Raw genomic sequence first — 26,227 nt, forward strand, 5'->3', positions numbered from 1 at the left:
ATCGTTGAGGGTGTCACCGTCATTGATGATGAAGAGCGTTAATTCGGGGCGTTTCCCCTTTGACAAAAGCGGCGATAGCGCGTATTTAATCGTACAATTCAATGTCATTGACTCCCCCCTTGCTGGTTGAAGCGCCGTCATTTTCCTTGTTCATTCGCTCTTGAGTGGCTGTTGATGTGGCTTGTTGGGTACTTGTATCTTGTTCTACGGTTTCGGCATCACCACGTCGGGCTTGCTTTTTGAGCCTATTGACAGTGTTCCCCTTCAGCGCCGCGTTCATTTGAGACGCTTCGACGTTCATTTCATCTTCACTGTCAAACTGTGAGGCCTGAATTGCACACAAGACCTTTTTCTCTGACTCTGGAAGTGCCATACCAGGTACTACGGTTTCGAGATAAACGGCTTTTTCATACGCTTCTAACATCCCAGGAGAGGGGGGGAATTCGCGCTTGATGAAAGGTGAGGCGATGTTCCTCATTTTGTCATAGCTCAAATCGAGTTGGGTAATGAATGAAGATCCTGGTACACGCAGATAACATTGCAAATCATCGAGCGACTGAAGCTCACTGGGAATGACAAGGCGTTGAGTGCGGGTTTCATGGCTAAGTGATACTCCGTCTCTGAGCTGGTTCGCACCGTAAGAAATGTGTTCTTTCGACAGCTCAATTTCCTGCTCGCCTAAATCCTTAGACGAGATTTCAGCCATGGCGTTTGAGGGGGAACGGAAGTAGAAACGAGTGTTCAGCAAGTCGTTCATTTCTTCCGCCGCGTTCTTACCATAGGTTTTTGTTAATTGTGCGTAGGACTGAAGGCCAATCACGTAACAACCCCCAAACTTGCGTACTTCAGCAATGATTTCCCCAAGTTCTGGAAGTTTATGCAGGCTGGGCATTTCATCTATGATCACCCAAATGCGACGATCTGGGTTTTCTGCTAACCCCAATATGGCGTTGGACGCGATGGCTAACCAACTCGAAATAAGCGGTCGCAAAGAGGCGTGTTGGCGAGCGGCACTGGATAAGAACAAAAAGCCGCGTTGGTTGTCATCTTGTATCCAGTCCGTGATCGAAAACTTTTTACGTTCAGGTTGGCCATCTTCATTTTCTCGATTGAGCCCATCAAGAAAGCGTAGGCTTTTGATGTAAGTCGCCAGAACAGATTTGATCGAAATGGCGGTTTTTTGGATCTTGTCAGAGACCAGCGACGCTGATTCGGTCCCGTGTAAGTAACTGCCGAGCTCTTCGAGTTCTGAAGTGAGTATCAGGTTGAGTAAGCGTTCGGTGGACCGCTTGTCGTCCTGGTCGTCTTGCATGCGATAGCCCGTACTCGAAAAAATGGTTCGCGCAGAATCGACCCAAAACGGATCGCCTTCACCGTGTTGCGGTATCAACGCGTTGGCCATGTTTTCAAAGTCGGGGGCTTCCTTTGCGTCACACCAAATATCCCAGTCTGGGCAGCGCTCATCAAAAGGGTTGAGGATGGTATCTTGAGACTCGTCGTAGAATTTACTGACACACGTGCAGCCTTTATCGTAAATAATGGCCTTATCACCACGCTTGCGTATCCAGCGCAGAAGTTTGCGAATGGCCACGGATTTACCCACCCCTGTTGTCCCTTTGAGACCGACGTGTTGTACTTCAAAATCGTGCTTGAATAGGGCGATGCCATCGATGACAAAATCGGACAATTTACCGTTGCCATTGCCCCGTTTTTTCTTCTCCTTAGCACGTTGCTTGAGATCCGTGCTCAGAGCTTTCGGTTCGACCAGTTGAGAGCCCCGAATGTGTTTATCTTGGCTTTTTTTCTCACCTTGAGCTTTGAAGTATCGTGTGGCCATGATGAACAGCACTAAACCGGAAAAGAAAGCGATGAGAAAATTGATTTGCACTTGATGAATAACAGAATCATATAATGTGCCTAGCTCTGTATTGTTCAATTGCAGCCCAAGCGTACTGACGTAGCGTTGGCCATTCCAGAAGGTGGTCACTTTGGCGGTTTCTTGCATGCCAAAACCCTGGTAGAGATGGTTTCGCACTGTGTAGAAGATTGCCCACCAAGCATTATCAGGCGCTCTTAACCAAGTAAGGAGTAAAGTCAAAGCGGCGACAGCATACACAAGGTATTTGCCCAGTTTAGAGTGCACCTGAAAGAACATGTGAATGGTGTGAAAGGTGATTTGTCCACCACGAGTAGCATGGTTACTTGTGTGCTGAAAACTCATAAGCGAATCCTGTCCGATGTACAATAGCGAAGAAAGCGCCAAGATAGGCGCTTTCAGGTAGGGGGAGGTTAGGTTGTTATAGACAAAAACACCTCGGAGAGAGACGAGAAACAGTACATGGAGACAAATAACTTGTTTTTAACTCGCCTCACTTTAGGTGAACGGTAGTTGCCGGAGGACAATAAAGCTTAGAACTTTGCTGCCTGTAAGCTGGTCAAGCAAATGGTTAAAGGAAACAATAATTACTGAGACTGGTTTTGGACAAACTCTTGCCAGTATTTTTCAAATTAGCAATTCATGAATAACTTTTTATAAGGCAAATTCGCTAATTAATACGTCTTCATACAGTGCGCACTTTGCGTGTTTATGTTCAATGAGACTGGTATCACCATAATTTATAGATTTATAAACTCTTTCGGTTTTGAGAGAGTGAATCATGAAGTATCACGAAATGACCAAAAATTATGTTTTTCGTGAATTTGAATGCGGGTTACCAGTAGAACAAACCGCTGAACTTTGTTTTAAAAGTGTGAGAACAATCAAGGAATGGGATAAAGGTAAAAACATCCCATAGTGAATGTAAAAGGCTCACGAGATTAGCAAAAGGGAGGGCATTATCTAGTGACACCGAATGGAACAATTTCAGTATGCATTTTAATAAACTTGAATTGCCTACAGGGCAACTAGTTAGTGCTCAAGAGGTATTAGTTGGAATTGCTCTTATAGAAATAAGATCAGAGCTAGAAATTCAGACCACAACTAAGCTACTTAAATTAGCAAGAGCTATTGCACAGATAAAGTAAAGACTCCGATAGGAGTCTTTTTTCTTAACTCATTACTTCGTCGATAAGCTCAGGGATGGTCTTAGAGATTAAAGAAAGCCCACGACTTGTGTCTGGATCGAATACTCCTAAAGAATACTCACCTGTCAAATCTGAAGTCCCTATACGTTTTTGAGCAGGCAAAAGCTCCTCTTCATAAAACTTGATTTCGCTTTTCAACCTATCCTCTTCACCACGGAAAAAACCGTTAAATGAAGGAAGGTTTTCTGATTCCATCACAAATACAGACTTAACCTGCTTCGCACTTCTAGTACCGCTAATTCTCGATATTTCAAATGCACCATCACATCCCATATAGTTGGTTGTAGGGTCGTCATATTTAAATGACAACTTGATATCCCCTTTGTAATCGGCATTTACTAACTTTGAATGATGATTTTCATCACACTGAAAACCTTGTTCGGTCAGATAGGAAATGAAATGATTTTTAACATTATCTATGATTTCAGCACGTTTCTGTGTTCTAACCTCGTTTCGCTCACCATAATATTTGTCTGACTTCTCTTTCAAATCAGCTAGTTGCTTGTTCAGTTGTAAGCTCATTATTAACTCCATTTAGTGGTGTTTATTATGCAGACTGTTGCTCTCTCTATATATGGGACTGTCTAGTCGAAACCAAGAGGAACCAAAATAAAAACCACATAATCTATAAGCTTTTTGATAAAGGTCACACATCATTTTTATCCTTACTATAAGTGTCTGAAAATTGGGTTTTAACGAACAAATTCTTAATGATATTTCTGGCATTTTTACGAGATTAATATGGGATAAAAGTCTAAATTCCTATGCAACATACAGAGTATTATATCGCTCCCAATACAACTATACACTGGAGCTATAAATGGGGTACGAAGTAGATTTTCATGCTGTCGGGGAACAGTCAAAAAGCGGTGATGCAATTTCAATGCGGATTACGGACGACTTTGGCCAGTCAGTAATAGTAATTGATGGTGGATATAAAGATGACGGTAAAGTGTTAGCGGCTCATATTGAGAAACACTATGGCACTAATATCGTTGATCTCATGATATCAACACACCCTGACTCCGATCATATAAATGGCCTGTTCCACATCATAGAAAACTTAGAGGTTAAAAAACTCTTAATTTCCAAACCGTGGGAATTCGACAACCTTTCTGAACACTTTAGTGATGGGAGATTCACCGACAATAGTCTGGGAGACAAAATCGCAGAATCGCTAAATAAAGCTGTAGATCTAGTTAGCCTAGCAGAAAAGAATGACGTAGAAGTAATTACTCCAAGGGCAGGAATGAACTTTATGTTCTCTAGTGCCCAACTGGTAATTCTTGGGCCTTCGGAAGAGTACTACAAAGAGCTCTTGCCACAAATACTTGATGAAAAGCCAGCGGAAAAGACTGAAGTATCGATGGAAGGCTTTTTGAAAAGTGCGCTAGACGCCGTAATAAAGAAAATTGCCGCGATCTGGGGGAAAGATAATTTATCAGAGGACGTTGAAACATCCCCCTTAAACTCAACAAGCATAATCACCTTAGTAAATTGCGAAGGAAGAAGCTCGCTCTTCACCGGAGACTCTGGCGTCGAAGCTCTTAAAAAGGCATCAAACCTGTTCGAAAACTGGTCAACAGGAAACACTCTAAGGTTATTCCAGGTTCCTCACCATGGCAGTAGACGAAACATAAGTTCTGAAGTACTAAATTCATATATTGGGCCTCATGTTGATAAGGGTGAGTCACGTGGAATTAGTGCAATATGTTCAGCAGCTAAGATGTCTGATAAACACCCAAGAGATAGCGTTGTTAATGCTCTGTGGCATCGGGGCGCAAAAGTCCTCGCTACCAAGGGATCTTCTATTCGTCATCATCATGGGATGGGTACTAGAGAGGGCTGGGATAACCCTGTTGAACCTATAGAGTACTTTGACGAAGTGGAAGCTTAACAATGGCTGATTTGAAATCCGAATCTAATAAAACTGTTGGGATAATATTGGCATGCTTACTCATACCTATAGCCGAATTTCAGGGTTGGGAAATTAGCAAACTCGATGTGACAAGTATCGCTAGTGACTTGTGTGTAATAGCAATATTAACTGCCTTTTCTCTGATCGTGACAAACTTAGTCGACAGAGAAATAAAGTTTAAACTTGCCTTTTTTTCGAGTAAAAAACCCGCGTACCATTGTAAAAAATATTCTGCTAAAGATTCACGTCTTGACTCTAGCCGGCTCATCGAAAGATGGCCGGAAGTGTTCTCAGATAATTCTGACAAAAGCAAGACTGAAGAGATCTGGTACACCCAAATCTATCTGCCAGTAAGAGATTCTGTAGTTGTTAGAAGTGCAAATAAACAGTTTCTAATAGCGAGAGACTGCTATATAGGGTGGATTTTTATCTCTATCACTATAGCTGGACTTGATCTATACCATGTCTATGATTTCAGCGATTATGCTTTACAGTTCTGCTTAGCCTTTACAATATTACTGAACCTTTTTTGCCGTGCTACGGGGAAAAACTTGGTTTTGAATTCTATATGTGAGTCTCTCAATAATAGAACTGTTACTGCATAATTATTTATCTTACACAATTACGTTCAAAGCTAGCTTCAAAGTCTAGCTTTTTTTGTACATAGGGAAGACTTTCACCCCGTATTACATTCCGGGGATTAACAGTGAACAGCATTAGAAGAATGGATAACTTTTAGTATTGCAAAAACCATGAACAGGGTTTTATATGCCGTGATTGGGGTCATTGGCGAGTGAAATGGGGACTTCTTGGTCGCTGCTGTTGGCGTTAGATTTAGTCTCATCCGTTGAATAATGGTAAGTATAAGCACTCACTACGGGATAACTTTGGTCAGGTGTATAAGAGACTTCCGGGGTCGCGTCTTTCATTTGACCGACTTCTTGCTCCACGTGCTCCTTTAACGTTAGGTCAGCACGTTGCTCTACAGGCTGAGTGGTTTGTTGTTCAGCTTGTGATTGTTGGTGCTGCGCCGATTGCGTCACTTCCTGAAACGCTTTTTCATCGTAATGCTCCCAAGGTGTGTGTGCCGCCAACCCTTGCTCTCGCAGTGTGTCGGCTTTGAGCTCTGCTAAGGTGCTTGCGGCTTGCATCAACTTGGTTTGCATCGGGGTGAATTCAGGCACGGGATGAGACACTGGTTTATCAGAGTCATATTTCTCTTGGTAAGCCTGCTCTGTTTCCGTTTTTGAACCACTTACCCCAGAAAGCTCTTTGAACGCCTCGGTCTGAATATACTGGCCATAACGATCTTTAACTTCCTGTAGGTCTTCAGGGCGGTGAGCGGTCATTAAGCGTTGAATGTCACTATCTTTGAGTTCTTGATTCTCTAAGAAGTGTTGGAAGCCCATCAAGTGATTCTGAGTAAAGCTGGCAGAGTCGCTTTCCATACGCGTCAGCGCTTGGCTGTATGCGAGCATGTCCGACTCACTTTTCGCAGCTTGTGAAGCAATGTGTTTGCCGTCTTGGTAGTTGACCGCAAAGTCTTTGGCATAGTGTTCAACATCGCTGTGCTGCTTCTTGTTATCGATTTGCTCCGCGGCGCTTGTCACGGTGCTGGCGCCTTGAGTGTATTGCTGGGTTGCTTGCGCCAGTGCTTGTTGGTTCTCGCTAATTTGTTTAGAAAAGCTGTCACGATCCTCGGCGGACCAACGTGAACTCGCGTTCACTCCGGCATTAAGCATACTTAGCAAGCCACTGCTACCCTTACCGCCGACGCGGAGTCCTGCATTCGCACTGAGACTCGTCGCATGTAAGTAAGCTTGCGATTGCTCCTGGCTCCAACCCGTCGCTTGAGACACGCTGTTCACCGCCGACTGCATCTCGTTGTAGCCTGCTAGGATTTGCCCTTCCGTGCTATTGCTATGACCGCTGCCGTAGGACTGCGATTGACTGAGAGACTCTCCCCATCGATCGCTCTGAGCAAGGCCCGTGTTGATATTGTGGCTAAGCTGCATACTTTGCTGTTCAAGCGATTGTTGTGTGTGAGTCAAGTTATCTTGCATACCTTGTTGCATCGATTGTTGAATCGCCATTTGAAAGTTAGCTTGGCTGACCGCCGGGGTCGCGTTGTACGTCGTTCGGCCATCGGCATGTTGCGTCGTGATAGAGCCGTCCGCATTCTGTGTGTAGTTATGACCAGTATTGGTTAAGGTGTTGTCGTCGAACTTGTTGGCCGCCGTATTGTTGAAGCTATGGTTGTCCATTTGCAGATTACCAAAGTCCATGTTCCCGCTTGACGCCGCCGCGGTAGCGCGCGCGTTGGTGGCGTTAATCATGCCGGCTAATTGGTAGTTCATGTTGGACAACACCGCCGAGCCTCCCTTGAGCAGTCCTGCCGCGATGACCGGGACGCTCATCATCAAAATGCCGGTCATGTAGGAGAATCGGCTGTGGAGCTCATCCAGCGCATTGGCGTTGGATAGGGCAAGGCCGCTGAAGCGACCGGCGATAGGATCGCTCATCTGCTCCAGTCCCCAAATTTGAATCGCGTTCAAGATAGCGAACAACATGGGCCATGTCCCCAAGTAGAAAAAGGTCGCTGCGTAGCTCTTTAACACCATCACGGTCATCCCCGGTAATATCGCCACCCCCGCGGTAAAGAAGGCTGAGCAGGAAAAGAGCAAAAACATAATGGTTTGCAGCATGGGCAAATATTCCTTGGCCATTAAACCGAGCGAGGCCCACATCGACGTCGTCTGTAACTTATTGGCGGTGTAAGCATAGTTTAACGCGCTTTGCGTGGGATCCGCCGAGTCGATGCTGTAACGAATGGCGTTCATTACCATATTCTGTTTCAAGATGTTCGACGCGCTTCGACTGAGCTGAACAAATTGACGGTAACTTCGCTGCAGAGCGATATCAGTTTGGGATTTAAAGCGAGTGGCATTTTTGCCCCATAGGTGCTGCGCAAGTAGCGTCATGTCTTTGCCTGCAGCCGCCTCAAACCCTTGTTTAATCATAGGGTAAGCCGCTGCACAGGTTTGGAAGGTGCCTTGAATGTACATCCCGCGCAGTGGGCTCTGTCGGATGGTATCGAGAAAGGCAAAGATATCTTCGGCCCCAAACAGTTCATCCCAGGTGAACTTGTTGTTGATCCGTTCATCAAGGTACAGGCAGTTGTCAAAGTAGTCGTTCCATTGCTCACTCAGTTCGGCGGTACGCACGCTGGCTTGTCTGGACAACTGGTACAGTTCGGAGCCAAAGAGCATGCCTGTTCTGCCGTAGCGTTCATCGTCTGAACGGGTATAAATGGATTCCACGCCTTCAGTAAACCCCGCCATCATGCCACTGAAAAACCAGCCGGGAAGGGCCACTAAGTAGGGCACATTGTCTACGTTGTAGACTCGCCCGGGCTCGGTTTTGTCCACCACCAGGACAGTGGCTTTCATGTTGATGAGCAGCAAAGGCACCAAGGTATACACCGCCATCCATTTGCCAATGTCTCTCGGGTTGCGGCTCAGCATGAAAGTGGCGGTGGTGATCAGTAAACCGAGCATGATGCAAATCCGCAGGTAGTCACCAAACGCGTTGGTCGCAAAGAACACCGCGACGGCGTTGAGGGCTTTTTGCACCACCGCGCCAGAGGTGTAAGTGTAATAGTCAAGAACCATCGGTCAGTCCTGGTAATCTTCGGGATGGGGAATGAGTTTCGACAGCTGCTTTTTGCCTGTGCGCTGTGTCTCGCGTTCCGCGGCAATCAAGTCGTTTTGTGCGTTGATCAAGCTCATCGCGTCTTGCGTTAAACCAACCATGAACTGTTTCGCTCTGGCCGTATCGTTCTTGATCGCTTCGAGATTGGCTAGGCTGCTGTTGGACGCCGACAGGACGTGCTCGACTAGATTCAGCGTATTGGTCAGGTAGCGATTCAACAGTTCTATGGCGAGCAGGTTGGCGTACGCCGGGATGTTCGGCACGGCACCGACCGCCGCATTGTCGAAGAAAAACTTCAAGACGGGGGTGTGGATAAGCTCAATGAACCCCTTCTGCTTGTCGATAAGGGCTTGGTCGGTCAGGACGCTCTGCCATAAGGTATCGAGCTCTTTTTGCAATTGAACCTTAAATGCCGTGTCGGCCGGGATGGTGACTTTTCTCACTGTGAGCGTTAAGCAGCCTTCCGTTGAGGTGTCTCCGCATTGATAGCGCTGGATGTCACCGCCATTGAGTAACGCATCGACCATATTGTTGTCGTCAGTCAGCAGGCTAGGGTAGAAACGGGGCTGGCCATTTTTGTCGTACACAAAGGTGCCCGACAAGCTCATGGCAAATTGCGCCAGGTCCGTGTCGCTACTGAAGTAGGCATTTTTCATGATGGCGGACCAGACGATGTTGTGGCTACGCATGGTCATCGCGTTCAGAGCGGGATCATTGTTGGCCGCGTCAAGCTGCCCGTTGACCGTGGTATCGTTGTTACACTTTGAGGCGGCTTCGACCCAATCGGCAAAGGCGTTGTTTTGCGTACCTAATGTGGCACACACGTGCTTTTTCGTGGCAGGGGCGGTCAAGGCCGCTAAGCCGCCAATCGTCGCTTGCGCGGCTTCACAAGAATTGATCGATTGGTTGAGCCACTTATCGGCTACCGCCTGCAGCTTATCCATGTTTTGTTTCAACTGAGGCGCCCACGTTTGCAGGGCTAAATCCACGATAAACGGCGGTGCGTTGTGAATGATGGCCTTGCCGAGTTTGGTCAGTTCATCCGAGCTGATATGAGAGAAGCCCCCCATGAACATATCAATGCCACTGCAGCCCGCACTGACGGAGGGCACCGTGGCATTCACCCATTGCGCATTGACGATTTTCGTGCGAACAAATAACGAGCCGCCGCTGTAGTAATTCGCACTTTGCCCTTGGTAAGCCATTGGGTTGGTGACGTTGGCGTTGTAACCCGAATCGTCGAAGAACTGTTGCAACGAACTGCTGGTACTGGCTTGCGCTAAGGGACACATCATGAGCGTGAGTGCGCCCTTGAGGACATGTCGAGTGGCAGGACTCATTGCAGCGCCTTCCTCACTTGGGGATCGTTTAGGGCGTTCGAGAGCCCACGGTACAGGGTGGCGTAATCCACCTCTCCTCGGCTGATGGGGGTGAATTTTTGGCTGTTGACGTTGATCAGAAAGGTCGCTGGCACAACATTGCTCACGCTGAGGAATTTCTCTCGAATTGTCTGGGTGACAGGGATAGGCACCTGAAAGCCGGGCAGCCCACCGCCGTCTAAGGTGAAGGTGTAAACGGTTAACCCTAACTGTCGAGAGACGTGGGTGATGCTTGGTGCCACGATGTGGCAGTACGGGCAACTGCTTTGCATCAGGAACACGAGCGCATACTCATGGTTCTTCGCCGCGTGCGAAGAGGAGCCTGACAGGCTCAGCCAAACAAACAAGATCGACAGGACACGCATAATGGCTCTCCGGGGTCAGTAATTGGATTGTGAAAAATCGGTGGCGACGTTGTAGAAGCGTTGCAGCAACCGAGAGCGCGAGATATATCCATAAGCGAGCGGTTTTATCTCTTTGGTGTTGGGGTTGACCAGGAATAAGGCCGGGGTAAAATCGGCGGCTATCTTGCCCTGGTTGTGCCGGTTCTCTCGGATGGCAGTAATGAATTGGTCATCCTCGCTCAGCCCGAGTAGCGCTAAGTCGTAAGCGTCCGCAAAAGACTGCATAGAAGGCGCCAACTGCTGCGTGATGGCATCGTGTCCTTCATAAACAAAAAACAGTCCCCATCCTTGCCTGGCCATTTCGCGCACTGTGTTTTTATGCTTGGTTTCCAGTGCGGCAAGGTAGGATTGGCGAGCGGTTTGCTCGGTGGGATGCTCTCGCGTGTAGGACAGCTCAGGGTGCTCGACCAACAGTTGTTTGAAGGTCATCCCTATTTGGTCGGTTTGTGACGTAATGTAGCGATTAAGCGCGAGAAAACGCCTGACCTTCTGTTTGTTTTTCGGGTCAATGGTGGCCGCGGCGTTGGCTTCGTTCCACTGCTTTTTAAACCACGCTAGCTGCTCGGTGGCACTCATTACGGTCTGAGTGGTATTGGCCGGCATCGGAGCGGGCAACTTTTTCGGCGTGACGGGGTTGGCTGGTTTGGGTTCGTTGTAAAAACGCCAACCCGGCGGTATTGGGTGGCCGCCGGTGGTGAGACAATAAAACACGGCAATAAGCAGTGCGATCAATCGTTGCCACATCATAGTCTTTCCTTGCTAGTTGGCCTCTCCCGACAAGGAATTCTGGATCCGCTGCTTGATAACATTCGGATCAGGGAGATGGATCCTGCTGTGAAGCTCGGGGTAAAACTCGCTGAAGTCGATGCGGTCAAAGTTGATTTGCCCGAGTTCTTCTGGGGTGAGGGCCGGACAGGTCGGGCTCTCTGCCGAGCCGAGCGTTTTACCGAGTTGATTGATAGCGCCTTGCTCTTGGATGATTTTGCCCAATCGACTGTCATACGCGCAGTATGAGCGCTTTTTACGCAGGCACGCGCCTAAGATTTTTTCTGCGCAATATTCCCCCACATACAGCGTGAGTCCTTTGTCTTTGGCGCGGATCAGGGCTTTTTCTTCTTCATTGCAAGTCACGAGACCCGCATCGGTGCCCCAACCGCTATCCCGACAGCAATTCGCGATGCTCGCCGCTTTTTGGGAACATTGCATGGGCTCTCCCGAGAAAATGTTTGGTGGGTCACCTAGCCCTTTAGCTGCTTCTCCGAGCGCCGCTAACGCGGCGGCGGATTGATCAAAGTGGCGATTGAGGGTTGGGAGTGGGTCGTAACACTCCCCATCGAGACAGAGGGATTGCTCTCCACAGTTCAGTGTCATTGTGCGGCAGGTTTTTTTAGTACAGGTGTGGGTCACTTTTTCTTCAATGCAGACCCCGTTTTGCTTGAGGCTGCATTCCCGTTTGTCTTCTTTGCATTCGGCGTATTGGCCACAGTTATCCGGTAAATCGCATTCATGTCGTACTTCATATTTCCAACACGGTAAGTAGGTCGCGACGCCGTTTATCATCCGAGACGCGGCCCCCTCGATGCATCGTTGACTCAGGGGCTGACACGCTTTGATTAAGGTGCATTCGACGCGCCAGTCAACGTGATTTTTAACGCATTGATTGCCGCTGAGACCATAGCCTGCAGGGCAGACAGGAGTGGCCGGGGTGTAATAAGCCACCTGCCGGCAAATGTCATAACTGGTGAAAGAGGCGGTGGCACCGCCGCGTTCGCACGGCGTGCTTCTGGTCGTGCGTAATCGGCCTTTGAAAAATGGGGCTCGAACCATGTTTCCGTTCCACAGTCCATAGTTCCTCGTGGCTGATTGACATTGATGAGAAACGATCCAACGGTCACGCGAATTATACCGACACTCATTGCGATAACGCAGGCAGCGGTGCCCCGTTAATTGGCCTGCGGCGCATTGGTAGCTTGGGGCGATGATCTCCGGTGTGAAACGAGGGGTTTTATAACAAGGGACCGGGGTATGAGTTGGGGCGTGACATGTTTTTTCGACGTCGTCAAACAAACACTGTGTATCGCGCTCGCAATTGACGTACTTATTGGATTGTCCATGGCTGATCTCAAACGCGTTTTCTTGACCAAGGAGTGCATAACGCAGGCTCTCATCATGCCTAAAATCGGGACGTTTCTTGTTGGTGTTCTTACGGATATCTTGAGCGAGGTCACTGGCCGCAAAGGCTTGGGCTGCCTTTGTTTCCATATTGCCATCATTGAGCGATGTTTCGTCGGGATTGATCACTTTGGCGCGGCAGGTCGCGTCTTGACAGTAGTCGTTCACATCGAGTGGAATTTGGTTTGGTTCAAGCATGTTTTTGGCGGTTTGCTTTGCCCAATTGGCCGACTCATTGAAGGACTGCTTTTGGTTGGCCATCACATTCACTGTCAGGAGGACAAAGGCCAGAATGAGTACCTTGTTCATTGTTCTAACCTTTTCAAGAGCTCCCTCGCGTTTTCTCCGGTGTCTCCTTGCGTGAGCACCTCGAGGGCTTGATAGAGTGAGAGATTCCCGTAGACAATGTCATAGTCTTTGGGGTTGCAGGCTTGCTTGGGTAAACAGCGGCCCGCTTTGACAGAAACGAAAGCCGGAACACGTTCGACATTGAACCGCCGAAACCATTCGGGACTTATCGAAAAGCCCGCTTGGATGGGCTTCTTACGGTGGATGCCTATCAGTTGGCTGATCCGCGCAGTGGTGGCCGGAAATCCTTTCGGCAGAACACCACGGATCACCATCGGGACGCCCGTTCGTTCACTTTGCTTGAGCAATTGTTTCAGAGAGGGGCTTGGCATCGTAAGGGAGACAAACACCATCACGCCTTTTGGCGCACGGTCGGGATTTTGGGTCGGCGGCGGAGTGTTGAGCAGTTTGGTTAAGGCGTTGGGTTTCGCCAGAGATTGAATGTGTCGACCCAACTCTGTCGTCGCTTGCTGATGTTGTCTGGCCTTATCCCACACCTTACTCCCATTTAGCGCAGGAGGGGAGGGCATCATGGCAGGCTCGCGCGCCGCCAAAACGTTCAATTCTTCTGTATAAGCCTGGCTCTGGGCACTGAACCAGACTGCCAATAAAGGCAAGATGAGCGTTTTCATGAGTGTTCTCCGATTGATTCACACCTTGACACTGGCCATGCACAGGTTGACCAGATCGGTTGTCTGAGGCGGCGAAGACGTTGATTGGCGAAAGGGGAGCGCTTGTCGGTCTTTAGGGTTATAAAAATACGCAGTTTCGCTTTCGCCATTGAGCAAACCCAAAGTTATCCCCTGTCACAGGGTTATCATGGCCCGACTCCCAAAGGGTTGTGGTGGTGGTATAGGGGTGGCACCATCTCGCATCTGGGATCGGTCCGGTCATTTGATAGCGGTATCGAGATTTAGGCAGGATTGGGGTGGGATATTGGTAGCAGATGGCGCCATCTTCACCGCGTGTTTCCATGATCATGCCCTGTCTATGGAGCTTATAGTTGAGCCGTTCCATGATAAGCGTCCCTGCTTGGATTGGGGTGTCGCGATAGTTGGTTGTTCCCGTTAATGGATAGGCGCTGCCTTGAGCGCCCAGACACCAAAAGAGGGCATCCATCGGTAAGGTGGTATTGGACGCGGTAAGCATGGCCTCTGGCACACACGCGAGCTGAGCAATCAGGTTGCCAAACAACAGCGCTTCGGGGTTGAGGACTAACGAGAGTTCGTCATCACCCCATAGGGGATCAATTTCTGTCATGTAGGCGATATCAAAACTGTCCGTGGTCATACAGGCGGTGGATTGCAACAGTTGCAGCCACCAAATGACGGGATATCTGTACCAATGAGCGTGATAAAATCCACCATCACTGCTGTCACTGTCTCTTGCCGTGACGCGCCCGCCCATTTTCTGTTGGTTCGCGCCGCCCAGCTTTATTCCCATATTGACCATGCAGTAAGGAACGCGAGTGACATCGGTGAGGGCATAAGGCTCCCAGTAGCCAATGTTTAATCCGATTTGCATGAATATGGGCGGCGGCTTAGGACAGTAGGAAATAGGGGAGGCTGGGTTATTGGTGTCAGGGTAGTGTGAAGGCACAACGGTTGCCGAACCAATCGTCATAGGAAATAAACAGTTCCAACAGATATCGGTTAAAGGGTTAATGAACCGACTCACACACGCGGCTCCCTTTGTGGTTGCTTGGTTACTGATGAGAAGCAGCGTTAGAACGAACCAAGGTTTCATGATGCCTCCTTAGGGCGTAGGTTCTGCATCCTCCTCGCTTAACGAGGACACATCAAATTCATCAATCCGCCAACGGACGCCCTCTTGGTAAGCCAGTGACGGGACGTGTTTGATGTGGAGTTTGTGGGTAATAAAACCGTCTTGCGCGTGATAAATCCGTGCTCCTAACAGTTGCGCGGTTTGCTCAATATTGCCACCCGTTAGGACGTATTTGATGGGCTTTTTGTGGGTAAATTGCTTGGCAAAGGCTCTTTGCTTTGCATCGCGCGCATCGAGAAACAGCAACACTTTGGATAGCTCAACGTTGGGAAACCCCTCGGCGTGCTTGGTTGGCCAGGTTTCGCTATCAAATGGATTGATGGTTTGCCCTTTAGCCGCAATAATTTCGCCTGTTTGTGGATGGAGCACTGGTGCTGGAAAGGTCAGGCTCGGGTTAACGTAGAACGTTTCTGGCGTGGTGGTGGTACTCAATGGCAGAGGAGGTGGGTTTTGGACCTTACGTTTCACTCTGGCTTGAAATTCGTTTTGCAGATCCGCCAGTTTGCCTGTGCGTTCGAAGTGTTTCAGTCGTTGTTCAATCCATTGCAACATGTCTATTTCACCGATTGGAAAGGTGGGTCCTATGATCCCAAAGTCTTTCGAGCTGGCCATGGTGGTGGTGCAGATTAAGGCGAGACACAGGGTGTGCCTACAAGGAGGCAAGATGCGATTCGAATTCACGGATTTGCTCTCCATAGAAGTGCATTGAGGTTTGGTTAACGGCGTCGCTGATCGTCATCCCGCTCTGGTATAGTTTTTCACAGTACTCGTATTCATTAGGCTCGGTGGAATACATGGCCCGTTTGACGGGATCCGCGAAAAATCGGTGATATGAGACGTGTCCACCGGCTTTCACCCGCACACTGCTGTACCCTGCGGTGGAGGATTTCTCAAAGCGCTGAATGAGGTCTTTTTCCAATCGCGTGAAGGCATTGGGGTTGTCCATTACGTATTTATTGAATCCTTCGCCTTGACGCAGAATGAAGTGGATATCGGAGTTGTTGTAACACGCTTTAGCTTCCTCATTGGCGAAAAAGTCATCGATACCTTGCGTGACTGTGCAGAAGGAGCCGCCAAACTTACGTGCGGTACGATAACCTTGGTTAATGAATTCTTGCGCTTGTTTGTTGCTGCCAGAGAGTAAGCTCCATGCCTCTTCAATGATGCACATTTTCGGTGTAGAGCGACTGCCAGACAGGTACATTTGCTGATTGATGGTGACAATCAGAGCAAAAATTACACTGCGTAGGACGCTCGGTGAAAAACCGTCAAGCTCTAGGGTCGTAAAGTGGACATTGGGATCGAGCATGGAAGGTTGATTAAACAGCTCGTCATGGATCCCCCCGGTACAATACTGTTCGAGTTGAACGGCGATATCGCGAATACGGATGTCCTCGAGCTCTTGATATTTTTCCAAAAGCGCTTCTCGGACATCGTCGACGCGTGTTGCTGTTTTGTTGCGTTCCCAGGCCGTGACGATGGCGCTTCCCAAAATGGTTTGCTGATAACTGGTGAGCGGATCATAAGGTGAGGCGATGGTCGTAAATAGCGCCGTGATGTTATGCAGTGCCTCGGCCAGTGGGTTGACTTCTTGGCCATGCTCATCGACAAACGTTTGGCCATCGGCGATCTTACCCAGATGCGTAAACGGGCTCAGGTAGATATTTTGGTGGGTCATGTAGGTTCCGCCCAACATGAGCGTGAGCTTCTTGTAGCTCTCCCCTTTGTCCAAGATCCAAACTTTGCCCATCATGGCGTAGACGCATCTCGCGATTTCTTGAACCAGGAAACTCTTCCCTGCGCCCGATCCCCCCGTCAGCGCGATGTTTTGGTTATCACTGCCACACGTAAACGCATCAAAGAAGGAGATTTGTTGGCGCATGGTCGGCAGTAACATACCGGGCTTTAAACGCTTGAAGTCCAACACCAGGGGGAAAAAGTTCACCAGGTTTGAACTTTTCAACGTTCGCACTCGCCCCGCTTTCTTTGCGTCATTCCAAAACCCATCACTCATCATGAAAGGCAAAACAGAGAGTAGGGATTGCGATTGCAGCATGTTCAGTGTGATGAGGTTGAGTCCCGCGCCCTCAAAGGCGTTTTTGGCGGCTTGGACGTCTTGGCGCTGCCGGGTGTCCTGAGTGAACAGCGTAAGCGTGAATGCCATTGAAGTGACAATAAACTCTTTGCCGTTGAGTCCTGCCTGAATGTCTTTTCGCTCTTTGAGTTCCTCTTTAGCCGTTGGCGCCAATAACACCATTTTTGACTCAACGGTTTTTGTTAGGTCATTGATTTTGTTGTTATTATCGGCTTCTTGTTTTCCTGTCGGCTCACAACGGAAGTTCAGTGTGAGCATGTGCGGGCACACTATTGTGCGGCTGACATTGCGAATCGAGGCAAAGCATTCGGGGAGTCCGTACAGCCTGAAGTCATGAGGCAGCTTAGACAGCCCCATGCTGACCACTCGGGTCTTTACCTCTTCGCCCTTTGGTGAGGTATGACGAAGGGCCAAATGGTCTCGGCGCATGAGGCACTCGGTATCGGGGGATAAGGCTTGGAGATTGAGCGGGTCGAGTGGGTTGTAGTTGCGGGTTAACGGTCTATCTTGCCCAGGGTCAAAGTTGAGAATGTCACCCACATGCGATAACAACATTTCGGGGTAAACCGTCAAAGTGTCAAACCCGAGTTGAACCAAGGCCGTTTCCACGTCACTTCGCACGTCTCTGAGCGCGTCAGGGTTTTTGCCGGTCGTTGATACGAAGAAATAAGCCTCATAATCGCGTAGGTCGAAGTGGTTGTTCTTCTGATGGTGGAAAAACCCTTGTTTGGCAGCATAACGAGCGTACTGCGCATCCCGCTTGGCCATTTCAGCCAAGATACCGCCACGTTGCGCCAGCACTTTCTCATTAGCATCGATGTAGTGACCGACCCGATTATGGCCAATGAGCTGAAGTTGGTAATCCCACTTTTTCCCTTGGGGGAGGGTCGTCACCAGGTTGTTGAGTGAAATGATCAGTTGGTCATTTGCGCCGCCAAGCACGCTGATTTGCAAACCAAAGCCACGAGAGGTGCGATTGTCGAAGAGGTTTTCTGTGTAGTCGTAGTGGCGGTAGGGTAGCTCTTGATGCATATGGTTCTGACTCTTTTTTGCATCCTTAAATACAGCGCTGAGGCCTGTCATAGCGTTATTGATAAAGGGGATCATAAGTCAGTCCTTTCTAATGGCCTGAACAGGCTTGTCTATCCACGTGCTTTCATCGACAACAAAATAGATATCGAGCGTGTCGATATAGTGCTCGTGCGTGGAAGTTTTAAAAGGAAAGATGGTAATTTTGTTGACCTTATCCGGCGTTCGTCCTGGTTGGCCGTGGCGCTCACGACGAGGGAGCGTCGCAAACATCAAGGGTGGCGCTTTAGCCCTAGAAGGACGAGAGTGAACAATGGCATTGGGGGCGCGATAGACGTCGATATTGTCGCGAATGTCGTTCATACGCGTGCAGCCTTTCACTCCACCCACGTTGTTGCAACTAAACTCTTCACCGAGTCCTGCGGCACACCCTGATAACAGGACAATACTCACTAATGTAAGTCCGATTCTAAGCATAATGGTATCCTTAACAATGGATGAGCATGACGCGTTGCTCATGTGATTATCTGAAAAGCGGTTGCTGACCACTTTAGTTCGGCTGAGTGGCCGTTTATGGTTGAAGGTCAGTGATCCCTTGTTGACGCCTGCGAGCACAAACTCAGTGGCGCTATTGCTCACGACCAAATTGAGAGACGGGGAGACCTTCTTGAGCGAGTTTTTCAGCCAATGGATTAATCGCTTGTCCTGTTGCCATGGCGGGGGGATGGGGCATGACACTCATCAGTGGATTCTGAGGGAGGGTCATCGCGGCTTGCGCCTCTCTCTCGACGGCCGCTTCGTATTCTTCAGCAAGCAGGGGATCAAGGGGAAAACCTTCAAGAAACACAATGTTTACCACGGCGCCGGGATTGACCTCGACAATAGGATGGTAGATCTCGGCCAATTTGATGTAGTAGTCAGCGAGTTTACTGCCCACACTGGACGTAGCGTTACCCAGTAAGTTGACTAAGGCCTCTTCACTTTCGACGGTTTGAGATGGTCCTAAAGCGGTGGGTGTTGTGGTTTGAGAAAGTGCCGCCCCTGTCTCACCGAGCCCCGTGAGGATCCCTGACACCCCCGCCATTTGAACGATTTTGCCATTCTTTAAAATGGTGGTGCCACGAATGCCGTTGCGACCGAAATTAAAGGCGGTGGCTTTGACGGGAATGTCTAAGATCGTGTCATCAGGTTGAATGCAGCTCATGCGATGAGTTCTTGTAATGCCTCGACTGGCGGATATTTCCCCGTACACCGACCCCGTGATCGTACAGTTGTCTAGCTTCGATTTTTTGCCATTGGGCAGAATGCCTGAATTAATAGTTTGAAAGACAATCGGAGCAGTATCGCCTTGACCCGACACCCCCGCGTTCGCATCCGCGCCACCGGTGACCACGGCGGTGACAAAAGTACCGGTTGGCACATAATTCTCAGTGGTGCGTAGGGAGGTAGTTTCTTCTATCGAGGCTTGCCAGTGAAAAGACTGGGTTTCAAACCCGGTGCTATCGACAGAACGTCGTTGGTTTTCCTGATAGGCAAATTCCCCGTCGTTGGAGGGAGTGTCGGCATAGTACGCAGTGGCCGTGCGGGGAAAACGAGTGGTGTCGTCACCGAAGTTCTCCCCGTTTCCATTCACGCTCGCGGGCCGACTCAAAGGTGATGTGCCATGGTCGAGTTGGGCTGCCAGCTGCTCTTTCAGTTGCTTAACTTGTTGAATTTCTAGCTGCCACTCGCGTTTAAGTGTGTCCATACCGTTTTGATGACGCCTTTCACTTGCTTCTGTAAGGTCATCTAACCCATTGGTTAAGCTCTGATCTAACGTGTCTAACGTGCCTTCAAAGGTCTTAAGCATCTTAGCCATCTCATCAATTTGCATCTGCTGATACGTGAGGGCGCTTTGGTTGTCTTTCGCGGTGAAATCATCGGTCACAACGGCGCCGAAAGCGACGTCCTGTTGAGGCCGCTGTTCATCCGGGTGCGGCGATTGCTCAACATTGGCCCAGAAAGCACTCCCGAGCATCAGCAACACCAACAAGACGGACGCCGTCACGATACGGTTACGTTTCTTGGTGGCTTGATTGATGTTGGCACCTTGTTCGAAATCCCCGTTGGGCTCTAAAAAACGGGCAAAGAATTTATCGAACATCATTGACTCCCCCTCCCGTCACTAAGTAGAGCGTGGTGGACTCCCCCGGTTTGAGGTGAACGTCGTCAAGAGCCGCACTGCGAGCCGAATCGCTATAGAACTGAGCCGTCGTGAGGTTGACGGCGGTGTCACCGTTGTTGGTTACCTGATAAATGATCCCTGAATAGTGTTTCCCGGAAAAGACCACTTGTGGCGTCAGGGGTAAGGCAGAACGCTTTTCTGGCAACGTATCAGGGTCAACGCGATGCACCGAGAACCCCACCACCGGCGTCTGATATTGCTTCCAATGCATCATTGCTTTGGTGAACTCAACTAACGCGGTCGGGTAATCAAACTTGCGTTCAAAGACGGACGTTTGCTCAAGGTGTGCCCTTGCGTAAGTGAACTGGGTAATAACACCAGGGGTGGCTTTTGGGGTCACAAACAGGGCGAATAGACGCCCTTTCTCTGTGGTCAGTTGCGCGGTAAACGGGGCGGGGATATTGATAGTGAGCTTGATGGAGCCCGTCTTGTCTCTTTGTTCGGCGCTCGACGTGCAGAAGCCGCGCGGGCAGGTAATATCCATAATGCGGTCATCATCAACCCGAAGTCGGTTGACGTCTAGGCTAGACAGCGAAATGGGGATGGTGTCGCCATCATTAAAGGTGTAGTTGAGCATGCTGACGTTCTCTGCAAGCGCAAGGCATGGAGACATCAGTGTAACGAGAAGAAGCATTAGCGTTTTCATTGTTCGGGATCCACACGGTTGATGGAAAGAAGAGAAATTTCGCCTTGCGCATAATCCAGCGACACTTGGTAAACGACGTCTTTTTCTCGCGCGAGTGGACGGCGACCGACGTGCTTTTGGAGCACACCGGTAAACCGTACCTTTAAGTCCTCAACGGCGACTTCGACGTGTTCAATATCGAAGCGACTGGAAATGTGCTCGGACTTTACTTGCTCTGCTTCGCGTAAGAGTCGAGGTTGGATGGACGGCCAGTATTGCTCGCTGACATAATCAAGCAGCAGGCCATATTGTCTATGGACGCTAGCGGGCGTAACGTTGAGTTTCTTGTACACCAAAAACTCGCCTATCATCTCTAGGTAGGGGGCATCTACTTGGCCATCCGAGACAGAGAAAGCTTTTGAGATGAGCGGGGGAACAAAGGTTCGGCTTTTACTATTGAAGGCCTTTTGGACGCTCACACCCAGCATAATGTTGGTCACCAGCATGGCTAGGAAACCGGCCAAAAGGAGCGCGTTAAGTAAGCTTTTTGTCTTGAGGCGCTCGTCTGCGATAAAGGAATCCAAAGGGGTCTCCTTAAAATATCCAATAACGCCGCTCAGAAGAGGGCGTTCGAGTGAAGTAAGCTTGGCTCAGTAAACCTTCCGTCCACCAATAAAAAGTAAGGGCGACGATGTGTTCTCCGTAGCCCACTTTGAGAAATCGAATGCCACCGAACCACCCCAGTCCTAGTATGATCCCGAGGATTGAATAGCCTTGCCAAAAACACAGACCGAACACGACGATGGCAGGGATGATTTCATCGCGCGGAAAACCCGCGAGACGTTTTCCCGTATTCATGTGTCTGGGAATGCTGAAAAAGAGGTCAGGATTTTCCATTTAGGCGAGTCCGACCATCGGGGCGCCGACCGACCACAGAATGTTGCCGCCAATAAAGCCCCCCACCGCGGCTAACCAGTTTCGTGTGGTTAGACCGGTTATCGCGCTGACAATAAGGCCTGTGCCTAGCATAGCGGTTTCTACCGTCGAGCCTTTACCCGCGGTGTCCTTAATGATTGATTTTCCGGTAGCAAAAAGGTCAGCGGCGAGGACAGGGTAAGTGATCAAAATGGCAAAACCAATGAAGAGGACAAACGTGTATCCAATGTGCTGTGAAGTCATGAGTAAACTCCTAATGTAACCAAGGCGTCTGTGCGCACACGCAAGGACGTCAATCTTGCGTTGCTAGTGAGAGCGTCAGAAGCGCACCCAATGTGGACAGGAAGGTGTGCGTTGACCAAATCTATCGTACATATGGGGGCCGCCTCGCCGTCGCGTTGGAGCCGAATAGGGGGGGGGGATTTACCCGTCTAGCCCGCCTCTCTAACCTGAGCACTAAACAAAGTAACCCGGCTGTTTCAGTGGATCCGCGTGACTCGAGAAAAGCTGACCGGCATAAATCGCTCGATCGACTTTCGTTCGTGGTCGGGTGCAGCAGAGATAGCGATGACATGTAGACGATCGAAAACACCTGACACGGCAGGGGCTTAAGCTCGTATTCACCGTTTCGCTTTTGTCTGATGTTTGCCACGTCACAGTCACCCCCTGCCATTGAGTACATAACTTGGTGCGAGAAGTGCCTACCTTGAGTGTGTCCGGTGGATTGGTTGGTGCTTTCGACATGCGACCTCCTTATCAACAGAGTTGGTGTCCTACACTTTCATTTGTTCGGACGGTACAAAGCCCCTGCCTCGTTTGCTAAACGTGGGGTGTGATTGATGAATTATTATGGGCATTCATCGAGAACAACTCTGTCGCATGCTTCTTGCGTTTCTCAACGCGGGAAGGCGAGTGAGTTGTTAGCCATGGCGATGTTGTTAAAGAGCACGAGTGGATTATGGCGTTTGCGCAAAGTTAAGGGCAATGGTCATAATGCGTATTTGTGCATATTGAAAGCCTCTAACGCACTATAACTAAATGTTTTTAGACGTATAAAAAAATACGGAGACACAGAAGAAGAACAGACCATCGCCCCCGCCAATGCCTAATCCACCATGAGACTGAGGAATGCATCGGAAACGCCCGTAATGGCTTGCATTAATGTCTCAAAATAGATGCAATCGACGTCAAGATTTTGCTATATCATGATGAAAAAGAACACATTAAGTAAAATCTATGAAATTTTCACATATTGCCCAAGTGGTCCTCGCCTTATTGACGACCAGTCACGCTTCTCTGCTTTTCGCACAAACACCAGAAGGATCATCTTGGTATCGCGATATTGCAATTTCTCCGAACGGTGAGCAAATCGCCTTCACCTTCAATGGGCAAATCTGGCTAGCAAACTCCGAAGGGGGGGATGCGGTTCCACTCACGCGTGAAAGCGTTCATAGCTCTAATCCAGTTTGGTCCTCTGACGGCGAGCTTTTAGCATACGAAGCCAATCAGTATGGTCCAGGAGATGTGTTTGTCCTCAATATGCAAACCCATACCTCTCAGCGTCTCACTTTTCACGGTAGCAAAGAAACACCTTATTCTTTCAGCGCCGATGGAAGCCAAGTGCTGTTTCAATCACAACGGATTGGTAACGGAGACAGCGAAGTAAACAATGGGTATTTCGGCCGCTCAAACCGACTCTATGCCATTCCCGCGAGCGGGGGCAGAGAACAGGTCTTGTTAGCCAATTCAGTCAGCAGTTACTCAGTGTCTCATGATGGTCGACAAGCTTTATACACTGATTTGCCGTCCTATACAGAACAACCGTGGCGCAAAGGATCGCTATCGGATGCCGCAAGAAACATTTGGAAGTATGACGTCGACACCCAAACCCACACTCAAGTCACCACGTTTCGCGGTGAAGACAGAAATGCGGTGTGGGCCGATGATGACCAATCCATGTACTTCCTATCTGAGCGTTCGGGAAGCTTTAATGTCTGGAAGCAATCGCTCAATGGGCATGAAGATGATGCGGTGGCGGTGACTCACCATACCAAACTGCCCGTGAGGTTCTTGTCGATAAGTCAACGCGGTGATCTAGCCTACGGGTTTGATGGCGGCATTTGGCTCAAAAAGAACAATGAAGCCACACCACATCAAGTCGACATCCGTATTCCCACTGCGCGGAGCCAAACCAGCACCACGAACGTCAACCTAGGTTATGAAATCACTGAAATGGCGGCCTCGCCAACCGCACCTGAGATCGCGGTTGTCGCAAGAGGCGAGATCTTTGTGATATCGACCCTCACCGGTGAGACGCGCCGAATAACGAACACCCCACAAGCAGAAAGAAACGTTTCGTTTTCAAGTGATGGTAGAACCCTCATTTACGGCTCTGAACGTAAGGGAAGTTGGGACCTATTTTCCTGTCACATCAGCGAACAAGACAAGAGTTTTTTTACCGCCGCTCAGATCACAGAGCAACAACTCACCGATACGCCAATCGATGAAACGCAGCCAGTCTTGTCGCCCGACGACCAACGCGTCGCATATCGAACATCCAGAAACACGCTCAAAGTCATGACGCTTGAAGACGGCTCGACCACAACCCTTATTAGCAGCCAGTCAATGTATTCTTATGAAGATGCTGATTGGCATTACCAGTGGTCACCAGATGGCGAGTACATTGTGTCTCGTGATGGCAGTACGTTGAGTGCCAACAACATTTTATTGCTTGATAGCTTTGGTCAACACGCACCCATTACGCTCAGTTATAGCGGATTTAGCCAAACTCAGCCAAAATTTTCTGACGATGGACAGATGGTGTACTGGACTTCAGAAAAAGGTGGCCTCACCGAATTAGATGGCAGTGCGGTTAATGGTAACGTGTATGCCGTCACCCTTAACAAACGCATCGAGGCGCGCTTGGGTTTATCTCAAGATCAAGCTTGGTTGGCGGAACAGCAAGAGCAAAGCGCTGAGCAAGATAACGGGACAAGCGTGGACGTCCACGATCTGCAAGACAGAATTCATCGAATAACGCCTTATTCGATGTCCGTTATTGCAAGCTATCTCTCCCCAGATAATACTGAAATGGTGGTGGCAAATCATCGTGATGACGACATCGAGTTTGTTCACATAAATCTAGTCACGGGCGATCATGAAGTGATGTTGACTCGTTCGGTGGATGACATCAAATCCATGACGGTGACCCAGGACCGATCGACGTTGTTGCTGATTGGTGATGGTCAGTTAGAAAAAATCGATCTCGCCAGTGGCCAGAGTGAGGGCGTGCATTTTAGCTTGGAAGCTGAATACGATTTTACCAAAGAGAAGCAGTATATCTTTGACCACGTGTGGCGCCTGACTAAAACCAAATTCTACGACAAGGATTTGCATGGTGTAAACTGGGAATGGTATCGAGGGGCCTATGAAAAACACTTGCCAAGTATTCACAACTACATCGACTTTGCTGAGTTACTCAGTGAGCTGGCAGGAGAGCTGAATGCCTCTCATACGGGAGCAACCTACTTTGGCCACCCAAATCAATGGGAGTCTGCTGCATCGCTGGGACTAATTTATGATGACAAGTACCAAGGTAAAGGGATCAGGGTTCGCAGTATTTTACGTGGTGGACCGGCGGATCTGCCTGGCAAGCCAATAAAAGCGGGCAGCATTATTTATTCAGTTAATGGTATCGATGTCCTACCTGGACACGACATCTATCCACTGCTCAATAACCTGGAAGGTAAGCTGACGCGTTTATCGGTGCTCACTCCAGGTAATCAGGACACCATATCGGTGGTGACCAAACCGATCTCTTTGTCTGGTGAAGCCCATCTTGCTTATAAGCGCTGGGTTACGAAGCGCGAAGAGCTCACTGAGCGGTTGTCGAAGGGCCGAATTGGCTATATTCATTTACCTGAAATGGATAATGCCGCTTATCGCCAATTGGTCAATAAGTTGTTTGGCCTCTACCGCGATAAAGAGGCCGTCGTGATTGACGTTCGTTACAACACAGGGGGCAACTTACACGACCAAATCATGCAGGTTTTGTCAGGCGTAAGACACAGTTCAGCCCTGTCGAGAGACGGCTACTCTGTGGGCACCTTTCCTCTACGCCGCTGGGCAAAACCCAGTATTATGCTGGCGAATGCTTCGAGTTACTCCGACGGCTCAATCGTCCCTTACTTCTATCAAAAAGAGGGAATAGGGAAATTGGTGGGTGAACCCGTCCCTGGCACCGGCACTTTCGTGTTGTGGGAAATCCAACAAGAACCCTTCCTAGACTACGGTGTCCCTCAACTTGGATTTAAAAATGATGAGGGGAAGTGGTTGGAGAACAACGAAGTGAAGCCTGATATTGTTGCCTACAATTCCCCCGCGGATGTGGCGGCGAATAGAGATCACCAATTGAACGTCGCGATCAACGCCTTATTGGCGACGCTAGAATGACACAATAATCTTCACTCGATGGCCCTTGGACTTCCCAACCAGGGGCCATTTCACCCTGGTTAAAT

20 protein-coding genes and 1 pseudogene are annotated in these 26,227 nt (G+C 49.2%); 4 read left to right on the top strand and 17 right to left on the bottom strand.

Annotated elements, in window-relative coordinates; all coding sequences use genetic code 11:
* Positions 1–85: 85 nt before the first annotated feature.
* Positions 86–2,221 (bottom strand): type IV conjugative transfer system coupling protein TraD, encoded by a 2,136-nt coding sequence (traD, locus tag LYZ37_RS23020; RefSeq protein ID WP_272788498.1) that lies wholly within the window; start codon positions 2,219–2,221, stop codon positions 86–88.
* 436 nt (positions 2,222–2,657) lie between these two features.
* On the opposite strand from traD, the pseudogene LYZ37_RS23025 reads away from it, so the two are divergent.
* Positions 2,658–3,024, top strand: a pseudogene (locus LYZ37_RS23025) (regulator).
* 24 nt (positions 3,025–3,048) lie between these two features.
* On the opposite strand, the gene LYZ37_RS23030 reads toward LYZ37_RS23025, so the two are convergent.
* Positions 3,049–3,606, bottom strand: a complete 558-nt coding sequence (locus LYZ37_RS23030) for a hypothetical protein (protein WP_272788499.1) — start codon at positions 3,604–3,606, stop codon at positions 3,049–3,051.
* Between the two features lie 298 nt (positions 3,607–3,904).
* Here LYZ37_RS23030 and LYZ37_RS23035 point away from each other — a divergent pair, with 298 nt between their 5' ends.
* Positions 3,905–4,981, top strand: coding sequence for a ComEC/Rec2 family competence protein (locus LYZ37_RS23035; protein ID WP_272788500.1), 1,077 nt, complete (start codon positions 3,905–3,907; stop codon positions 4,979–4,981).
* A 2-nt stretch (positions 4,982–4,983) separates the two neighbouring features.
* A complete protein-coding gene (locus LYZ37_RS23040; protein ID WP_272788501.1) occupies positions 4,984–5,607 on the top strand; it encodes a hypothetical protein in 624 nt (207 codons plus the stop codon).
* A 159-nt stretch (positions 5,608–5,766) separates the two neighbouring features.
* On the opposite strand, the gene traG is transcribed toward LYZ37_RS23040, so the two are convergent.
* The 15 genes from traG to traA all read right to left on the bottom strand — a co-directional run bounded on the left by traG (position 5,767) and on the right by traA (position 21,953).
* Positions 5,767–8,673: a conjugal transfer mating-pair stabilization protein TraG gene (traG, locus tag LYZ37_RS23045; protein ID WP_272788502.1), complete on the bottom strand. Its 2,907-nt coding sequence runs from the start codon at positions 8,671–8,673 to the stop codon at positions 5,767–5,769.
* Between the two features lie 3 nt (positions 8,674–8,676).
* On the bottom strand, positions 8,677–10,053 hold the full coding sequence (locus LYZ37_RS23050) for a conjugal transfer protein TraH (protein WP_272788503.1): 1,377 nt from the start codon (positions 10,051–10,053) through the stop codon (positions 8,677–8,679).
* Positions 10,050–10,457, bottom strand: a complete 408-nt coding sequence (gene traF, locus LYZ37_RS23055; protein ID WP_195877700.1) for a conjugal transfer protein TraF — start codon at positions 10,455–10,457, stop codon at positions 10,050–10,052. Before traF (LYZ37_RS23055) ends, LYZ37_RS23050 begins: the two co-directional genes overlap by 4 nt.
* A 15-nt stretch (positions 10,458–10,472) precedes the next feature.
* On the bottom strand, positions 10,473–11,243 hold the full coding sequence (gene traF / locus LYZ37_RS23060) for a type-F conjugative transfer system pilin assembly protein TraF (protein WP_272788504.1): 771 nt from the start codon (positions 11,241–11,243) through the stop codon (positions 10,473–10,475).
* Positions 11,244–11,255: 12 nt separating this feature from the next.
* The gene (gene traN, locus LYZ37_RS23065; RefSeq protein ID WP_272788505.1) at positions 11,256–12,977 is read right to left on the bottom strand and encodes a type-F conjugative transfer system mating-pair stabilization protein TraN; all 1,722 of its coding nucleotides are present in this window, start codon (positions 12,975–12,977) and stop codon (positions 11,256–11,258) included.
* The gene (trbC, locus tag LYZ37_RS23070; RefSeq protein WP_272788506.1) at positions 12,974–13,648 is read right to left on the bottom strand and encodes a type-F conjugative transfer system pilin assembly protein TrbC; all 675 of its coding nucleotides are present in this window, start codon (positions 13,646–13,648) and stop codon (positions 12,974–12,976) included. Before trbC ends, traN begins: the two co-directional genes overlap by 4 nt.
* A 118-nt stretch (positions 13,649–13,766) precedes the next feature.
* Complete coding sequence (gene traU, locus LYZ37_RS23075) at positions 13,767–14,762, bottom strand: conjugal transfer pilus assembly protein TraU (RefSeq protein WP_049845141.1); 996 nt, start codon at positions 14,760–14,762, stop codon at positions 13,767–13,769.
* Positions 14,763–14,771: 9 nt separating this feature from the next.
* Positions 14,772–15,497 (bottom strand): type-F conjugative transfer system protein TraW, encoded by a 726-nt coding sequence (gene traW / locus LYZ37_RS23080; protein ID WP_272788507.1) that lies wholly within the window; start codon positions 15,495–15,497, stop codon positions 14,772–14,774.
* Positions 15,451–18,003, bottom strand: a complete 2,553-nt coding sequence (gene traC, locus LYZ37_RS23085; RefSeq protein WP_272788508.1) for a type IV secretion system protein TraC — start codon at positions 18,001–18,003, stop codon at positions 15,451–15,453. Before traC ends, traW begins: the two co-directional genes overlap by 47 nt.
* 3 nt (positions 18,004–18,006) lie before the next feature.
* Positions 18,007–18,402 (bottom strand): type IV conjugative transfer system lipoprotein TraV, encoded by a 396-nt coding sequence (gene traV / locus LYZ37_RS23090; protein ID WP_004744178.1) that lies wholly within the window; start codon positions 18,400–18,402, stop codon positions 18,007–18,009.
* Positions 18,403–18,553: 151 nt separating this feature from the next.
* Entirely contained in the window at positions 18,554–20,068 is a 1,515-nt protein-coding gene (locus LYZ37_RS23095) for a TrbI/VirB10 family protein (RefSeq protein ID WP_272788559.1), read from the bottom strand.
* Positions 20,058–20,795 carry a type-F conjugative transfer system secretin TraK gene (traK, locus tag LYZ37_RS23100; protein ID WP_069669856.1) on the bottom strand — a complete coding sequence of 246 codons (738 nt, stop codon included), beginning with the start codon at positions 20,793–20,795 and terminating at the stop codon, positions 20,058–20,060. The genes LYZ37_RS23095 and traK overlap by 11 nt, the downstream gene beginning before the upstream one ends.
* Positions 20,792–21,358: a type IV conjugative transfer system protein TraE gene (traE, locus tag LYZ37_RS23105; protein ID WP_272788509.1), complete on the bottom strand. Its 567-nt coding sequence runs from the start codon at positions 21,356–21,358 to the stop codon at positions 20,792–20,794. Before traE ends, traK begins: the two co-directional genes overlap by 4 nt.
* A 10-nt stretch (positions 21,359–21,368) precedes the next feature.
* Positions 21,369–21,671, bottom strand: coding sequence for a type IV conjugative transfer system protein TraL (gene traL / locus LYZ37_RS23110; RefSeq protein ID WP_004744182.1), 303 nt, complete (start codon positions 21,669–21,671; stop codon positions 21,369–21,371).
* Positions 21,672–21,953 (bottom strand): type IV conjugative transfer system pilin TraA, encoded by a 282-nt coding sequence (traA, locus tag LYZ37_RS23115; RefSeq protein WP_195877709.1) that lies wholly within the window; start codon positions 21,951–21,953, stop codon positions 21,672–21,674.
* Between the two features lie 993 nt (positions 21,954–22,946).
* Here traA and LYZ37_RS23120 point away from each other — a divergent pair.
* On the top strand, positions 22,947–26,162 hold the full coding sequence (locus LYZ37_RS23120; RefSeq protein WP_272788510.1) for a S41 family peptidase: 3,216 nt from the start codon (positions 22,947–22,949) through the stop codon (positions 26,160–26,162).
* The last annotated feature ends 65 nt before the right edge of the window (positions 26,163–26,227 follow it).

It is taken from the genome of Vibrio tubiashii, assembly GCF_028551255.1.
GTDB lineage: Bacteria > Pseudomonadota > Gammaproteobacteria > Enterobacterales > Vibrionaceae > Vibrio > Vibrio tubiashii_B.

Excerpts from the sequence above, each read along its gene's own strand:
- traD (WP_272788498.1), bottom strand. The coding sequence starts at position 2,221 with ATGAGTTTTCAGCACACAAGTAACCATGCTACTCGTGGTGGACAAATC.
- LYZ37_RS23030 (WP_272788499.1), bottom strand. The coding sequence starts at position 3,606 with ATGAGCTTACAACTGAACAAGCAACTAGCTGATTTGAAAGAGAAGTCA.
- LYZ37_RS23035 (WP_272788500.1), top strand. The coding sequence starts at position 3,905 with ATGGGGTACGAAGTAGATTTTCATGCTGTCGGGGAACAGTCAAAAAGC.
- LYZ37_RS23040 (WP_272788501.1), top strand. The coding sequence starts at position 4,984 with ATGGCTGATTTGAAATCCGAATCTAATAAAACTGTTGGGATAATATTG.
- traG (WP_272788502.1), bottom strand. The coding sequence starts at position 8,673 with ATGGTTCTTGACTATTACACTTACACCTCTGGCGCGGTGGTGCAAAAA.
- LYZ37_RS23050 (WP_272788503.1), bottom strand. The coding sequence starts at position 10,053 with ATGAGTCCTGCCACTCGACATGTCCTCAAGGGCGCACTCACGCTCATG.
- traF (WP_195877700.1), bottom strand. The coding sequence starts at position 10,457 with ATGCGTGTCCTGTCGATCTTGTTTGTTTGGCTGAGCCTGTCAGGCTCC.
- traF (WP_272788504.1), bottom strand. The coding sequence starts at position 11,243 with ATGATGTGGCAACGATTGATCGCACTGCTTATTGCCGTGTTTTATTGT.
- traN (WP_272788505.1), bottom strand. The coding sequence starts at position 12,977 with ATGAACAAGGTACTCATTCTGGCCTTTGTCCTCCTGACAGTGAATGTG.
- trbC (WP_272788506.1), bottom strand. The coding sequence starts at position 13,648 with ATGAAAACGCTCATCTTGCCTTTATTGGCAGTCTGGTTCAGTGCCCAG.
- traU (WP_049845141.1), bottom strand. The coding sequence starts at position 14,762 with ATGAAACCTTGGTTCGTTCTAACGCTGCTTCTCATCAGTAACCAAGCA.
- traW (WP_272788507.1), bottom strand. The coding sequence starts at position 15,497 with ATGGAGAGCAAATCCGTGAATTCGAATCGCATCTTGCCTCCTTGTAGG.
- traC (WP_272788508.1), bottom strand. The coding sequence starts at position 18,003 with ATGATCCCCTTTATCAATAACGCTATGACAGGCCTCAGCGCTGTATTT.
- traV (WP_004744178.1), bottom strand. The coding sequence starts at position 18,402 with ATGCTTAGAATCGGACTTACATTAGTGAGTATTGTCCTGTTATCAGGG.
- LYZ37_RS23095 (WP_272788559.1), bottom strand. The coding sequence starts at position 20,068 with ATGTTCGATAAATTCTTTGCCCGTTTTTTAGAGCCCAACGGGGATTTC.
- traK (WP_069669856.1), bottom strand. The coding sequence starts at position 20,795 with ATGAAAACGCTAATGCTTCTTCTCGTTACACTGATGTCTCCATGCCTT.
- traL (WP_004744182.1), bottom strand. The coding sequence starts at position 21,671 with ATGGAAAATCCTGACCTCTTTTTCAGCATTCCCAGACACATGAATACG.
- traA (WP_195877709.1), bottom strand. The coding sequence starts at position 21,953 with ATGACTTCACAGCACATTGGATACACGTTTGTCCTCTTCATTGGTTTT.
- LYZ37_RS23120 (WP_272788510.1), top strand. The coding sequence starts at position 22,947 with ATGAAATTTTCACATATTGCCCAAGTGGTCCTCGCCTTATTGACGACC.